General features: G+C 45.5%; 12 protein-coding genes and 6 tRNA genes. 1 reads left to right on the plus strand and 17 read right to left on the minus strand.

The features are described from left to right. Positions 1–280: 280 nt before the first annotated feature. The 3 genes from QMA41_RS25480 to QMA41_RS25490 form a co-directional block, all read right to left on the minus strand. Entirely contained in the window at positions 281–1,537 is a 1,257-nt protein-coding gene (locus tag QMA41_RS25480; RefSeq protein ID WP_029236357.1) for an HD-GYP domain-containing protein, read from the minus strand. A 118-nt stretch (positions 1,538–1,655) separates the two neighbouring features. Next, positions 1,656–2,063 carry a VOC family protein gene (locus QMA41_RS25485; RefSeq protein WP_006957092.1) on the minus strand — a complete coding sequence of 136 codons (408 nt, stop codon included), beginning with the start codon at positions 2,061–2,063 and terminating at the stop codon, positions 1,656–1,658. A gap of 273 nt (positions 2,064–2,336) precedes the next feature. Beyond that, positions 2,337–2,421: transfer RNA gene (locus QMA41_RS25490), tRNA-Leu, on the minus strand. Between the two features lie 192 nt (positions 2,422–2,613). Between QMA41_RS25490 and QMA41_RS25495 the strand changes: the two genes are divergently transcribed. Beyond that, positions 2,614–3,090: an RDD family protein gene (locus tag QMA41_RS25495; RefSeq protein WP_038164643.1), complete on the plus strand. Its 477-nt coding sequence runs from the start codon at positions 2,614–2,616 to the stop codon at positions 3,088–3,090. 45 nt (positions 3,091–3,135) lie between these two features. Here QMA41_RS25495 and luxS read toward each other — a convergent pair whose 3' ends face one another. From luxS to QMA41_RS25565, 14 genes are all read right to left on the minus strand, one after another. Further along, positions 3,136–3,654, minus strand: a complete 519-nt coding sequence (luxS, locus tag QMA41_RS25500) for an S-ribosylhomocysteine lyase (RefSeq protein WP_006957088.1) — start codon at positions 3,652–3,654, stop codon at positions 3,136–3,138. Between the two features lie 22 nt (positions 3,655–3,676). Next, entirely contained in the window at positions 3,677–4,273 is a 597-nt protein-coding gene (locus QMA41_RS25505; RefSeq protein ID WP_281630909.1) for a hypothetical protein, read from the minus strand. 9 nt (positions 4,274–4,282) lie between these two features. Continuing rightward, positions 4,283–5,851 (minus strand): glutamate--cysteine ligase, encoded by a 1,569-nt coding sequence (gene gshA, locus QMA41_RS25510; protein ID WP_281630910.1) that lies wholly within the window; start codon positions 5,849–5,851, stop codon positions 4,283–4,285. A gap of 107 nt (positions 5,852–5,958) precedes the next feature. Continuing rightward, positions 5,959–8,817 (minus strand): pitrilysin family protein, encoded by a 2,859-nt coding sequence (locus QMA41_RS25515; RefSeq protein ID WP_281630911.1) that lies wholly within the window; start codon positions 8,815–8,817, stop codon positions 5,959–5,961. 8 nt (positions 8,818–8,825) lie between these two features. Then, on the minus strand, positions 8,826–9,287 hold the full coding sequence (locus QMA41_RS25520) for a YqaA family protein (RefSeq protein WP_095573257.1): 462 nt from the start codon (positions 9,285–9,287) through the stop codon (positions 8,826–8,828). Then, positions 9,281–10,231 carry an NADP-dependent oxidoreductase gene (locus QMA41_RS25525; protein WP_045987566.1) on the minus strand — a complete coding sequence of 317 codons (951 nt, stop codon included), beginning with the start codon at positions 10,229–10,231 and terminating at the stop codon, positions 9,281–9,283. Before QMA41_RS25525 ends, QMA41_RS25520 begins: the two co-directional genes overlap by 7 nt. Before the next feature lie 112 nt (positions 10,232–10,343). Beyond that, positions 10,344–11,474, minus strand: a complete 1,131-nt coding sequence (locus QMA41_RS25530) for a sodium ion-translocating decarboxylase subunit beta (protein WP_006957074.1) — start codon at positions 11,472–11,474, stop codon at positions 10,344–10,346. Between the two features lie 9 nt (positions 11,475–11,483). Beyond that, a complete protein-coding gene (oadA, locus tag QMA41_RS25535; protein ID WP_281630912.1) occupies positions 11,484–13,268 on the minus strand; it encodes a sodium-extruding oxaloacetate decarboxylase subunit alpha in 1,785 nt (594 codons plus the stop codon). 31 nt (positions 13,269–13,299) lie between these two features. After that, entirely contained in the window at positions 13,300–13,557 is a 258-nt protein-coding gene (locus QMA41_RS25540) for an oxaloacetate decarboxylase subunit gamma (RefSeq protein ID WP_019278131.1), read from the minus strand. 444 nt (positions 13,558–14,001) lie between these two features. After that, positions 14,002–14,078 (minus strand) — tRNA-Arg (locus tag QMA41_RS25545). A 50-nt stretch (positions 14,079–14,128) separates the two neighbouring features. Next, positions 14,129–14,205, minus strand: a tRNA-Arg gene (locus QMA41_RS25550). Between the two features lie 41 nt (positions 14,206–14,246). Further along, positions 14,247–14,323 (minus strand) — tRNA-Arg (locus QMA41_RS25555). A 50-nt stretch (positions 14,324–14,373) separates the two neighbouring features. Then, a tRNA-Arg gene (locus tag QMA41_RS25560) sits at positions 14,374–14,450 on the minus strand. 41 nt (positions 14,451–14,491) lie between these two features. Beyond that, a tRNA-Arg gene (locus QMA41_RS25565) sits at positions 14,492–14,568 on the minus strand. Positions 14,569–14,726 lie beyond the last annotated feature (158 nt).

A 14,726-nucleotide genomic window follows, 5' to 3' on the forward strand; every position in this document is an offset into this window, starting at 1 on the left:
TCAAAGCGGAGGTGCATTCTAGCGAGATAATTTGAAGAGTCAAACACTTTTTCAAACTTATTTTCTCAGAAGCTTTTTCACCTCTCCAACACTGCTGAAGCCTTGTGGCGTATGCCGTGTCAGTGGATGCGCATTATAGATAGGCGAGGAAAGAAGGCAAGCACAAAAATCGTTTTTTAGATAAAAAAACGCTTGAATGACTATTAATCATTCAAGCGCTTATTTAGTACCAATTTATCATCACCTTATTGGCAATATACCCACAGAAGACTGTGGATAACTAGTCATCAGTATCGAAGAAATAAGAGATCCTTGAGCGAGGATTTAAATACTCACGAACTTTATCTGGCAGCTTATTTGGCAAAATAGCATTGACTATCTTTATCTCTTTCTCTGCCAAATCGATGATGGGGGCTTGCGTTCTCGGAACGGAAGGATCATAAATAAGGACGTTTGGGAAAAGAATGTTACGTGCATTCACCGATATCACTAACCCCACCATATCGTTGGACAGTTGCACCACCGTCCCCGGAGGGTAGATACCCATGAACTTAATTAGGATATTTAGGTTTTCGTTGTTGTATAGGTTCTTACAGTTCTTATATAAATGAGAAAGTGCCACATAGGGTATCTTTTGCTCTGAAGGAACGTTGCTGTGGCACAGATTATCGTAAGCATTAGCTACCGAGATAATTTGCGTCAGCTCATCGATTTGCTCCCCTTTCAAGCCTTCTGGATAACCCGAGCCATCATTCAATTCATGGTGCTGGGCGATGACCGTTCGCGCACTTTCAGGAAAACTCTCCATATTATTCGCGATATCCAAACCGTATTTAGTATGCAGTTTAAGATAGTTCTTTTCTGGTTCACTTAAAGGGGTCTGCTTACGTACAATTGCAGAAGGGACTTTGACTTTTCCCATATCGTGGAAAAGAGCAGCAAAAGCGACTTCTTTAATTTTCTGCGCTTCAAGCTTCTTAGCTTGGGCTATCATCATGGCGATGACAGAAACATTGAGGCAATGGAAATAAATATCTTCAAATTCACTTTTACCGTTCATCAAGTGTAAAGTGACATGATCATCACTAAGCAGCTTATCAACGATATCATCAACCAACTGCGCAGCTTCATCCACGGCCTGTTCTGGTCGATTGCGAATTTTATTCATGACCGCTCGCATTCTCGAAAGTGAGCGTTCAAACTCTTTTTCGCAATTGATCACCCGACGACGATACGCACTGAGCTTTTCAATCCGATCTTGTTTCTCTTTCCATAGTTTCTGAGCTTCAAGATCGATCTCCTCTGCGGAGGTATCATCCTTTTTCTCAGTCTCTGTCGAAGGGGGAAGAGGTTGAGTATCACTTTGATTCGGATTCATAAAGACATGCTTAATGCCTAAGTGACGAATCAGACGGATCTGTTCCTCGTCTTTAATCTTAAAGCTATTAAACAAAAACGGGTGCTCATTCCATTTGACCGGGAGTCGGATATGCAACCCTGGCTGAAGTCTGTCTACTGTAATTTTGATACTAGCCACGATCTATATACAACTTAATCTTTATTAACCAATTTATAATTTTAGATGATTCAAAACCTGAATTCATCACTCGTAAGCTTTAGTGAGGTACGCGTGTGATCCGCTTAAACTTTGCATGTCATTTAACCAGATCGCAATGCAGCATCCAACGAATACCAAACTGGTCTTCAACTTTGCCAAAGCGTCCTCCCCAAAAGGTGTCAGCAAGAGGCATCATGATATGACCACCGTGTGATAGCTTGTCGAACACTCTGGCCTGTTCATCGAGATCGTCCAATACCAAAGATAATGCCATATGATTCCCAGAGCGCTCTTTTGCCACTAAACCATCTGAAAGCATCAACTTCATCCCAAACGCTTCACATTCTGCATGCATAATCCAATCAGGATCAGCGCCCTCTATTTGTTGCGGAGCATCCTTAAAATACTGCTTGGTGACAACAACCCCGCCAAAAGCTTTGCAATAAAACTCCAGAGCTTCATCACAACGTCCGGCGAAAAATAAATAGGGGGTGAGTTGATACATTAGTTTGGGTCCTTTCAGATAGTATTCCTCTCTAAAAGATAGACAACAATTGCTTAACTAGCAGAAAAAATTAAAGATTTTTGATATTTATGGGTACAACTGAAAGCACTAACAAAATAAATGAGACGGTATAAATGAGACGGTATAAATGCACGAATACAAGAAGGAAACGCTATGAGACGACTGCCTCCTCCGCATTGTTACTGGAATAGAAATCATAAACGCCAGAAACAACAAAGCCTCGACTTTCGTCGAGGCTTTGTTGTTTAAATATGGTACCGGTGGGCGGACTTGAACCGCCACGCCCGAAGGCAACGGATTTTGAATCCGTCGTGTATACCAATTTCACCACACCGGCATCTTTGGGCTCTTGCCCTTTGATGTTTGGCATTATACGTAAGCAAAGTATTCGTGCAAGTGCAAAAGACTGAATTGATTGCCGTTTGCTGATAAAATCGCCACAAATTATTAAGCTGTGCGCAAAGTCTCTTTTCAGACTCACAGTGAAGCTATATTCTGACGCCTTCTAAAATTTGGGTAAGTTATTATTATGTCGACAACAGATACCCTGCCACCAGCAGGATTGATGCGCCGCCTCGGTGCGTTATTTTATGATGCTCTGATCGTGATTGCGATTGAAATGATGGCTGCTGGCATCGTGATTGCAGTTTTGCATGCGCTGGTTGCCATGGGTGGATTTAATGCTGCTCCGTATGCAGATGTCAGCGACTTTCTCACCAATCACCCGATATGGGGACCAGTTTATACTTTGTATCTCGCCGCCGTTTGGATCTACTTCTTTGTATTCTTTTGGACTCGCGCAGGGCAAACGCTAGGCATGAGAGCATGGAAAATACAGGTTCGCAATGCTGATGGTAGCGCAATTTCTGTGACTCAGGCATTAATCCGCATCGCGACATCAGGCTTTGGGCTGGCCAACCTTACTGTCCCCATTGACCCGAAAAAACGTGGCTTCCATGATATTTGGGCCAAGACACAAGTTGTTGTCTTACCTAAAGCTCAATAAAGAAGAGGAAGGCATTGCCTTCCTCTTGTTCTATCTATATCTGATTTAATCGACTTTCAGCTCTTTAAGCATTGACTCAGGTAAAGCTAACTCGTCATTGAGGTTAACTTTGATGCCTGCGTCAATGATAGCTTGAGCAATCTGTTTAGCTTCTTCAAGAGAGTGCATCGCAGCAGTGCCACATTGATATTCGTTTAGTTCAGGGATCTTGTTTTGGCTTTCAACTTTTAGCACATCTTGCATCGATGACAACCAAGACTGAGCTACCTGCTCTTCTGTTGGTGTACCAATCAGGCTCATGTAAAAACCTGTACGGCAGCCCATTGGTGAAATATCAATAATTTCTACGCTATCGCCGTTTAAGTGACTGCGCATGAAACCTGCGTACAAGTGCTCCAGTGTGTGAATGCCTTTCTCAGAAAGAATGTCTTTGTTTGGCGCAGTAAAACGCAGGTCAAACACAGTAATGGTATCACCTTTCGGCGTGGTCATTGTCTTAGCCACTCTCACCGCTGGCGCATTCATGCGAGTGTGATCCACAGTAAAGCTATCTAATAATGGCATTGTCCTTCTCCTTCCTACCGAGCTAGAAAAACCAGCTCCGGTTGCTTTCCAGTTCTTGCTGGCACTGTTTGAGTTGCCAACCATAATCCTTTGCCTGCCGCTCAACTTTACGAGCAACTTTGATCAATGAAGGTTTGGATTGATAAGATTTACGCTTATAACCACCACGTCCTTCATGATAGGCCAAATATTGATTGTAAGGATCCCATTTGGAGATCCCTAATTGCTTCTGGGTTTCACTGGTGTACCAACCAATAAACATCAATGAATCATCAAAGTTGGTTCTCGAACCACCATGGCCTGTCGCTTTTTGAAAATCTTCCCATGCGGGGTCTTGCGCCTGAGCGTATCCGTAAGCGCTACTGACTCTCCCCCAAGGAATGATTCCCAACAGATAGTCTTTCGGAGGACGTGCGTCATGGCGAAAGCTACTTTCTTGCTTTACAAACGCCATCGCAACCTGAATAGGCGTACCCCACTCTTCCTGCATATCTGCCGCATCATCATACCAATCTTGATGCTCACGAAAAATCTCACACAGATTGCTTTGATTCTTAGGTGGCGCCGTCGAACAACCACCTAAAACCATCATACTGATTAGCAGTAAAGTCCTTTTCACAGCTTTTTCCTATGACTTTAAATAAGCAAAATAGTCATCTAGGAATTCATCGAAACTGAGAATATCAGCTTGCTCTGTGTCTACTTGTGCAGCACGGGAACGGTCAACTTCTTGCTCCATCACTTGCGCACTGTACACTTGGAACGCATGGTTCAAATGTTTTTCGCGGTACTGTAAGCCGAATTCACAGCCAACTTTGCCCAATCCACCCAAGCGCTTAGTATCTGCTAAAAGCTGGCCAGAAATTGTCAGCTCTGGGTTATTTATCCAAGTCATCAGCTTATGGCAAACCGACTGATAGGCTTCACCGCCAACAGCGGCATCCATTTTCTCTGCAATCAGAGTAATCTCATCGAAGACACGTTGAGCCCAATCTTGTAGAGACAAAATTTCGCCTTTACAACCAATCTGCAGCTCTAGCCCAGGCTTGCGCCCAGATTCAATCACTTTATTCCAGTTTTCACGCCAACATGCTTGCTCACAGAAGTCCATCGGCTCTGATTCAGTGATCGCCGCCCAAGTCAGAAATAGGTCTAAGAAGCGAATCTGGTCTTCATCAATACCGATCGGACTATATGGGTTAACATCTAATGCTCGCACTTCGATATATTCAACACCACCACGCGATAAAGCTTCCGATGGTTTCTCACCACCTTTTGCAACGCGTTTAGGACGAATTGGCGCATACAGTTCATTTTCAATCTGCAAGACGTTGCTGTTTAGCTGACGATATTCACCATCTACCTTAACGCCAATTTCAGCAAACTCAGCAGACGGGGTACGAATTGCTGCATTAAGGCCATCCAAGTACTCTTCCAAACTGTTGAAGCCAATTTTCAACACACTCTGAGCACTATTGGTGTAGCCCAAGTCACTCATACGTAATGAAGTCGCATGAGGAAGGTATAAGGTCTCACCGATATTTTCGAAAGGCAGCTTAGTATCTCTTCCTTGGATAAAGGAAGAACATAACGCTGGCGAAGCACCAAAGAAATAAGGAATCAGCCAGCCAAAGCGGTAGTAGTTACGGATAAGGCCAAAGTATGCTTCAGACTTAGTCGTCTGACGCTCTTGTTCAGATTGCTGGCCGTGCAGCGCATCCCAAAATGACTCTGGAAAAGAGAAATTGAAGTGCACACCAGAGATGATTTGCATCAGGCTACCATAGCGACGCTTCAAGCCTTCTCGATACAAAGTTTTCATCTTGCCGGAGTTAGAGCTTCCATATTGCGCAAGATTGATGTCATCTTCTTGGCTGACATAACACGGCATGGAAAGCGGCCACATTTTCTCTTCACCCAATTTAGTTTGAGTAAAGTGATGAATGTCCTCTAACTGCGCAGTCAGAGTTTTGATGTCACTGGATACAGGCGTGATGAACTCCAGCAACGATTCAGAAAAGTCTGTCGTAATCCAATCATTCGCGTAAGCAGAGCCCAGCTCTTTTGGGTGAGGAGTCGTAGCCAGCCTGCCATCCTTTTTATAACGCAGAGTTTCTCTCTCTACACCACGACCAAAGGATTGAAAAACATCAGGGGTTTGTGCAACTCGCTCCAGTCGCGCAGCAAAATCAGTCAAAATGATGGTTCGCTTATAGTCCTGGCCCAACTACTTCTGGACCGTTTGAATTATCAGAGGGCAGGAACTTCCCAAACCCCTCTCTCATGCTCTAATTTATGTGTACTCTAGCGGACGATTTCAAGCTCTTCTACTGGGATTTGCAAACTTTCTAGCTGAGGCTTTAGCGATTTTGCATCTCCTACCACAATGATCTGATATGCATCAGGGCTAAACCACTTGGCTGCCAACTGATTCAAGGTATCTTTACTCACCGTATCGACAATTTCATTGCGCTGCTTGAGGTAGTCTTCGTCCAGACTGTAAGCCAGAATACTACTTAACAGCTGTGCTTTCTGTGAAGGCGTTTCATACTTCAGAGCATCTTGTTGACCGACTGCTAAGCGTAAAAATTTCATTTCCTCATCTGTCATGCCTTTTTCACTGTACTGACTCAACTCTTTTTCTATCTCTTTGATAGAAGCAATCGTTGAGTCGGCACGAACTTGAGCAGAGAAAACAATGGCGCCAACTTCTCGGTTCGCCGCGAAGTAGCCACTTGCACCGTAGGTATAGCCTTTATCTTCGCGCAAATTCTGATTTATTCGACTATTAAAGTTGCCTGCCAAATTAAAATTCGCCAATTGCGTTAAATACACTTCGCCCGTCGCATCAAAAGGCAAGCCCTGACGTACAAAACGAACAATGCTTTGTGGTGAGCTTGGCTTGTCAATCAAGTAAATTTTCTGCGGGCCCTTTTCATTCATGAGCTGAGGTCGTAGTAGAGGCGCCTCCTGCCCTTGCCAGTTTTCCAAAAAGGCCAATTCATTCTTCACTTGGCGTTTGGTTATATCGCCGACCACGACAATCTGAGCGCCATAGGGAGTGTAATGTTGGCGATAAAACGCTTTGACGTCATCCAGAGTCAATGCTGAAACAGACTCTTTCGTTCCATCATTTGGGCGTTGGTAGATGGAACCAGAAAACAAAACTTGTCTTGTAGCTTGAGACGCCAACCAGCTTGGTTTCTGATGCTGGTAAACAATACCTTCTAGCATCTGCTGTTTATTACGTTCAAAGTCGGATTCATTAAACGCAGGTTCAAATAACACCTCTTCAACAATAGCCAAGGTTTGAGGTAAGTTTTTCTCAAGACTAGAAACGGAAATGCTGGTCGTGTAGTTCGCGGCACTGATAGATACAGTACTACCCAGTTTATCGAGTCTAGCCTGCAGCTGTTCGACCGTTGAATCTAACGTCCCTTCTTCCATCATCGCTGCCGTTAGATTCGCCAGCCCTTCTTTGCCTTGTTGAACATAACGCTCACCAGCTGGGAAACGAATTTCCAGTTGAACTGTAGGCGTTTCGCTACTTTGGGTACCCAATAGCTCAGCGCCATTATCGAAGTATAGTTTGTACAGCTTAGGCATTTGCGCCTTCACGGCTTCAGCAACTTCAGGCATCACTGAACGATCAAAGTTATCGACTGGACGACGATAAGCGAGATCTTGATCTTTGATCTTCTTATGCTCAGGTAGAGTTCTTTCTGGTGTAATGAAAGTCGCGGGTTTAACAACGTAATCAAGCTTGCCTTTAGGTACCACACTCAATGTCACTTTGTGATGACCGTTAACGAAGTCTTCATAAGCTTTCATGACAGATTCTGGCGAAACCGCACGTATTTGTTCTAGCTGAGTTTGCAGTCGATCAGGCTGTCCAAAGAAAGTCTGATTAGCAGCGAGCTGAGACACTTTACCTCTCACGCTTTGCAGCGCAAATACGGCACTCGCTTCCGCCATGCCAGTGATTTGATCTAGGCGAGCCTGATCTACCCCTTGGTCTTCAAACTTCTGCAACGTCTGCATCAGCTCTTCATAAAGCGGTTTCAGTTTGCCTTTCTCTCCTGATGGGGCCATCGCATACACATAGAAGTTACATGACAGCTCAGAACATTCCTGGAAAGCACCTGCATCGACGGCTTTTTGAGTTTTGACCAACTCTTGATAAAGCAGGCTATTGGCACCTTTTCCTAGCACGTTGGCTAATGCGTTCAGAGACGCTTCTGTCTTCTCACCGCGATAAGTAGTTGGCCATCCCAGCAAAACCATAGGTTGCTGAATACGGTCTTCTAAGGTGATGTATTTGTCTTCTTTCAGCACCGCTGGCTGTTTTGGTGCCTGCTTAACCTCCGGGCCTTTCGGAATGGAACCAAAGTATTTGTTCACCCATTGCAGCGTCTGTTCAACATTGATATCACCACCAATCGTCAGTACAGCATTATTCGGCCCATACCAGCGTAAGAAGAAGGCTTTGAGGTCGTTGACATCAACACGGTCTAAATCTTCAACATAACCAATTGTCTGCCAAGAATACGGGTGACCTTCTGGGTAGAGCGCTTCACCCATCCTTTCCCACATCAGGCCATATGGTCGGTTATCAAAGTTTTGTGCACGTTCGTTTTTCACCGTATCACGCTGGATCTCAAACTTACGTTGTGAAACGGCATCAAGCAGGAAGCCCATTCGATCCGACTCCAGCCACAGCATTTTTTCCAGCTGATTTGAAGGCACGGTTTCAAAATAGTTGGTTCTGTCGCGGTTCGTAGTCCCGTTAAGGGTTCCCCCAGCTTCAGTAATGATCTTGAAATGCTCCTGATCACCAACGTGTTCGCTGCCTTGGAACATCATATGCTCAAAGAAGTGGGCAAAGCCTGATTTACCAATTTCTTCACGTGCTGAACCCACATGGTAGGTCACATCCACGTGAACCAAAGGATCAGAACCATCGGGAGAAAGAATGACCGTCAGGCCATTATCAAGCTGATACTTAGAGTAAGGGATCATCGCCTTACCCGGTTCAGCTTTCACTTCCTCAATCAAAGAGACACCTTGAGGAAGCGAAGATAAATGAGAATCAGAAGAGAGTGGATTGTTTGCACAACCATAAAGAGCAACGAGAGAAAATGCACCTAGCCAGATTTTTCTCATGACATCTCCTAGAAAAAACCATAATAAAGGGCTGCTAACAGGCTGTATCGCAATGCTTTACCAATCATGATCAGCCACAAACAGGGCCAGAAGCGCATGCGTAACCAACCTGCAGCCAAACAAAGCGGGTCACCAATTACGGGCAACCAACTAAATAAAAGGGACCAATAGCCGTATTTGCTCAACCACTGTAGTGCTTTATGACCATGTTTTTCATTTTGAGTTCGATTTGGCAGCCATAAACCCAGCCAGTAGTTAGTTAAACCACCGAGAGTATTACCCACAGTAGCTACGATGATGATAGAAAGAGTAGAAAATTGATTGAGGCTCAGAGTAGCGATCAGTCCAGCTTCTGAGCCCCCGGGTAGTAGCGTTGCACTCAGGAAACCAGAAAGAAATAAAACCCAGAGTGCAGAATCAGAAAACCACAGAGCGATACTTTCAAACGCGGCGTTAAACGCCTCTAGCATTGCATATCAAGCAAGATCTTGCCTCGCGTATGCCCTGTTTCAATTTGTTTATGCGCGTCCATCACCTGATCCATTGGGTAGATATGCTGGATCTCTGTCTTAAGCAGCCCAACACTGACCATATAAATCAACGCATCTAACTGCTCAGGGTTCGGATCAACTAGCATGCCGGTCGCTTCAAAACCAAGCAATTTGGCTTTTTCACAGATCAGCTCTGCTGTAATAGTCGGTACAGTAACCACTTTAGCACCATCTTTCAGACACTTGAGCGCATCCAGTGCAGCATCACCACCTACTAAATCAATCAGTACGTCTGCTTCCTCGACACGTTCGGAAACAGGAGAAAATTGGTAGTTCACGGCGTGAGCACCTAACGTTGCCATGTAATCAAGGTTTGCTTCACTACAAGTCGTGAATACTTCTGCTTTAGCTGCCACAGCAACTTGAATGGCAATATGACCAACGCCGCCGGCACCAGCGAGAATTAGCACTCTTTGTCCTTCTTGAACACTGGCTTTATCCAAAGCCTGAACTGCAGTCTGCCCAGCTAAAGGTAGCACCGCCGCGGCTTCTAGAGTGATCGACTCAGGCACTAAGCTAAGTTCTGCTTCCGGTACACATACGTACTGACTGTAACCGCCGCCTTGGAGTGGGAAGCCAATAAAGCCAGCCACTTTGTCACCTGCAACAAATCGCTTTGCTTGCTCTCCACATGTCACCACTTCACCAGAAATATCGTACCCCGGCACCCAAGGTAGATTATCTTTGTTCTGTGAGGCCGCCCAGCCGAGACCTGCGCGAGTTTTAACATCGATAGGGTTGACACCAGCAAAGGCCACTTTCACTAATACCTCACCTTGTTGAGGTTCTGGTACCGCATTAGTTTGAACGGCTAAAACGTCAGGATCACCAAATTGAGTTATCGCGATTTGTTTATTTTCCATTTCATCATTTCCCTATCGATACGAAAAAGGGATGCGAAAGCATCCCTTTGAATATATACCATTTATTGCCAGCAAGTTAACTGCCTATTCTCAAATTGACTAATAACTTACGTTAATTCACCAATGCTAAGAGAATACCCGCTGCGACGGCAGAGCCTAAAACGCCAGCAACGTTAGGCCCCATTGCATGCATTAAGAGGAAGTTTTGCGGATTCGCATCCAAGCCAACTTTGTTCACCACACGCGCAGCCATAGGTACCGCAGAAACTCCAGCTGCACCGATCAGTGGGTTAATATCTTCTTTGGAGAACTTATTGAGCAGCTTAGCCATTAAGACACCGCCCGCAGTTCCAATACTGAAAGCAACGGCACCTAAGGCAAGAATACCCAAGGTCTCAACATTGAGGAACTCTTCTGCCTGAAGCTTGGAGCCAACGCCTAAACCAAGGAAGATGGTGACAATATTGATTAACTCGTTCTGCGCTGTTTTCGATAATCTATCCACCACACCAGCTTCACGCATCAAGTTACCAAGACAGAACATACCAACCAGCGGGGTCGCGGAAGGTAGGAACAAGATCGTCATCAACAACACAGCAAGTGGGAAGAGAATTTTTTCAGCTTTGCCGACATGGCGCAGCTGAGCCATCTTCACCTTACGTTCTTCAGGTGTTGTCAGCGCTTTCATGATTGGTGGCTGAATGATAGGCACCAGTGCCATATAGCTGTACGCCGCTACTGCAATGGCACCGAGAAGATCCGGTGACAACTTGCTTGCTAAGAAAATAGCGGTTGGGCCATCAGCACCACCAATGATGGCAATCGAAGCTGCATCAGGCATGCTGAATTCCATACCCGGCACGTAGTTGAGCAAAATCGCGCCAAACAACGTAGCAAAGATACCGAATTGCGCAGCCGCCCCTAACCACAAGGTTTTCGGGTTAGCAATCAAAGCACCAAAGTCGGTCATAGCCCCTACGCCCATAAAGATCAGTAACGGGAAGATCCCCGATTCAATCCCCACATAGTAGACGTAGTAAAGCAAACCACCTTCATCGGTAAAACCCGCATTAGGTATATTGGCCAAGATGGCACCAAAGCCAATTGGCAATAAAAGTAAGGGCTCAAAGCCTTTACGAATGGCCAAAAACAACAGGATACAACCAACCAGAATCATACATATCTGGCCAAACTCGAAGTTAGCAATCCCTGTTTCTGACCATAAGGTCATTAATCCGTCCATGATACTCCCTTACGCCAGACTCAATAGCGGTGCGCCGACCGTCACTGAGTCACCTTCCTTAACGTGAAGGTCTTGAACGATACCGCCACGGGCTGCGCGAACTTCAGTTTCCATCTTCATCGCTTCGAGGATCAGAAGTACTTCACCTTCTTCCACTTGAGCTCCACTTTGAACATTCACTTTGAAAATGTTCCCTGCCAATGGCGCAGGTACCAGCTCTGAATTACCAGACTGAGCAGCAGGAGCTGGCGAAGCCTGTTGAGGCGTTGAGTTAGCCGGAGCAACCGATGTCAATTGACCTTGCGGGCCCACTTCTACGTCGTAAACCTGCCCATCGACTTTCACACTGTAAGTCTCAATCCCACCCTGAGCAGCTTGAGGAGCAGGTGCTGCCACTGGCTCTTCTTTACCTGGAGCAGGCTCGAAAGCATTAGGATTATGGCGATTTTTAAGGAACTTCAGGCCAACTTGAGGGAATAGTGCGTAGGTTAAGACATCATCGACCGTATCTTCAGCCAATGAAATACCATCTTGTTTCGCTTTAGCAAGCAAATCTTCAGTAAGGGTATCCAATTCAGCTTCCAGCAGATCCGCAGGGCGACAAGTAATGGCTTCAGCACCATCCAGTACTTTTGCTTGTAGTTCCGCATTTACTTCTGCCGGAGCTGCGCCGTATTCGCCTTTTAGGACACCCGCCGTCTCTTTGGTGATGCTCTTGTAACGCTCACCCGTTAGCACGTTAATCACGGCTTGCGTACCGACAATCTGAGAAGTAGGTGTAACCAGAGGGATGAAGCCCAAATCTTCGCGCACGCGCGGGATCTCGTCCAATACTTCATCAATACGATCTGCCGCACCCTGTTCTTTAAGTTGGCTTTCCATATTAGTTAGCATGCCACCAGGCACCTGAGCGATCAGAATGCGCGAATCGACCCCTTTTAATTGACCTTCAAATTTCGCATATTTTTTACGAACTTCGCGGAAGTAGGCGGCTATTGGTTCGATCTGGTCCAACTTAAGGTTGGTATCACGCTCTGTACCTTGGAGCATCGCAACCACAGTTTCCGTCGGAGTGTGGCCGTATGTACAGCTCATTGAGGAGATCGCAGTATCAAGAATATCGACCCCAGCTTCGACTGCTTTGACTGCTGTTGCAGTAGAAAGGCCAGTCGTTGCGTGACAGTGAAGTGCTAAAGGAATATCGGTCGATGATTTGATACGAGAGATCAGCTCTTCCGCTTCATACGGCTTAAGCAAACCTGACATATCTTTAATGCATAAAGAGTGGCAACCAAGATCTTCAAGGCGCTTCGCTAGATCAACCCAAGTCTCGGTATTGTGAGCTGGGCTAGTAGTATAAGAAAGCGTACCTTGTGCGTGAGCGCCTACATCGACTGCTGCCTTGACCGCTTTCTGGAAATTGCGCACATCGTTCATTGCATCAAAGATGCGGAACACATCCATACCATTGGCGTGCGCACGTTCGACAAATTTTTCAACCACATCATCTGCGTAGTGGCGGTAACCTAGCAGGTTTTGGCCACGAAGTAGCATTTGCATGGGTGTATTGGGCATCGCTTTTTTAAGCGCGCGTAGACGTTCCCAAGGGTCTTCTCCTAGAAAACGGATACATGCATCAAAGGTGGCACCGCCCCAGGTTTCTAAAGACCAGTACCCCACTTTATCGAGCTCCGCTGCGATAGGTAACATATCTTCAAGACGCATACGAGTAGCAAACAGCGACTGATGGGCGTCACGAAGCACCACGTCGGTTAAAGCTAGTGGTTTAGACATGCTCATTAACTCCTTTTAATCAATTTAAATGCTACTTAGCAGTAGAAGTGCGATGTTGATGCACCGCAGCAGAAATCGCTGCAACTACCTTGGGGCTAATAGCAGAAGAGGTTGGTTGAATTTTATTATTTTGTTTCGGTGTAGCGATCGGCTCTGGCACTTCTTCTGGCACCAGCTTAGACATTAGCCGAACGAGATAGACGAGAATAGTTAGGAATATAAATACTACGGCCATCCCTGTAAGCATCAGGGTTGCAGCATCTACTAGCAGGCTTCCAATATTTTCCATTTTAAGCATCCTTTCTTTGTCATCCTGACAAGATATTGGCCATTCAATTATTGGGACTTCGTGTCCTAAATGACCTTTTTGACGTCAGTTCTGTGCTGACGTTTTCTTTCAGGAAAAGTAGTCAAATATCCTGATAAGAGGTCTAGGATTATCTCGATTGGTTAAACTTTGTCAATTTTGTTTAAAGCAGTCTTGATGATATTGCACATTTCTAGGGATGATTGCGTCATACAAATCACATAAATCTGCAATATGAGACGATATAAGGATAAATAACTGCCGATTTTATGACGTTATTAGATAAATCGGATGATTACTGCGATAGGGGTAATGTTTCCTAAAAAAGTTCTTAGAAAACATTAACTTGTAAAAATAAAGTTAATAGAATGATAATGAAATGTTAACAAAAAAAGCCCTGCTATTTCTAGCAGGGCTTCTATATGATGGCGCGCTCGGAAGGATTCGAACCTTCGACCGCCTGGTTCGTAGCCAGGTACTCTATCCAGCTGAGCTACGAGCGCGCAATGTTTGATATCAATATAATCAATATCAGGTCAGTGACCTTAATGAGTGGCGCGTCCTGGAGGATTCGAACCTCCGACCGCCTGGTTCGTAGCCAGGTACTCTATCCAGCTGAGCTAAGGACGCACGGGGTGTTCAACAAGTTTTAAACTTACTAAACGAAATAGTGGCGCGCTCGGAAGGATTCGAACCTTCGACCGCCTGGTTCGTAGCCAGGTACTCTATCCAGCTGAGCTACGAGCGCGCAATGTTTGATATCAATACAATCAATATCAGGTCAGTGACCTTAATTAGTGGCGCGTCCTGGAGGATTCGAACCTCCGACCGCCTGGTTCGTAGCCAGGTACTCTATCCAGCTGAGCTAAGGACGCACGGGGTGTTCAACAAGTTTTAAACTTGCTAAACGAAATAGTGGCGCGCTCGGAAGGATTCGAACCTTCGACCGCCTGGTTCGTAGCCAGGTACTCTATCCAGCTGAGCTACGAGCGCGCAATGTTCTCTCAAAAGAGAGTTGTGAAGTATATCACGCTAATTTTTCTTTAAAACAAAAAAATTGACCATAGGCCAATTAATGGCGGTGAGGGAGGGATTCGAACCCTCGATGCGGCTACAAACCGCATACTCCCTTAGCAGGGGAGCGCCTTCAG

The organism is Vibrio sp. St2 (assembly GCF_947311885.1).
GTDB classification, from domain to species: Bacteria; Pseudomonadota; Gammaproteobacteria; order Enterobacterales; family Vibrionaceae; genus Vibrio; species Vibrio coralliilyticus.

What these genes read in the sequence shown, in the direction of transcription:
- QMA41_RS25485 (WP_006957092.1), bottom strand. Translation starts at nt 2,063, where the DNA reads ATGTATCAACTCACCCCCTATTTATTTTTCGCCGGACGTTGTGATGAA.
- QMA41_RS25495 (WP_038164643.1), top strand. Translation starts at nt 2,614, where the DNA reads ATGTCGACAACAGATACCCTGCCACCAGCAGGATTGATGCGCCGCCTC.
- luxS (WP_006957088.1), bottom strand. Translation starts at nt 3,654, where the DNA reads ATGCCATTATTAGATAGCTTTACTGTGGATCACACTCGCATGAATGCG.
- QMA41_RS25515 (WP_281630911.1), bottom strand. Translation starts at nt 8,817, where the DNA reads ATGAGAAAAATCTGGCTAGGTGCATTTTCTCTCGTTGCTCTTTATGGT.
- QMA41_RS25520 (WP_095573257.1), bottom strand. Translation starts at nt 9,287, where the DNA reads ATGCTAGAGGCGTTTAACGCCGCGTTTGAAAGTATCGCTCTGTGGTTT.
- QMA41_RS25525 (WP_045987566.1), bottom strand. Translation starts at nt 10,231, where the DNA reads ATGGAAAATAAACAAATCGCGATAACTCAATTTGGTGATCCTGACGTT.
- QMA41_RS25530 (WP_006957074.1), bottom strand. Translation starts at nt 11,474, where the DNA reads ATGGACGGATTAATGACCTTATGGTCAGAAACAGGGATTGCTAACTTC.
- oadA (WP_281630912.1), bottom strand. Translation starts at nt 13,268, where the DNA reads ATGTCTAAACCACTAGCTTTAACCGACGTGGTGCTTCGTGACGCCCAT.
- QMA41_RS25540 (WP_019278131.1), bottom strand. Translation starts at nt 13,557, where the DNA reads ATGGAAAATATTGGAAGCCTGCTAGTAGATGCTGCAACCCTGATGCTT.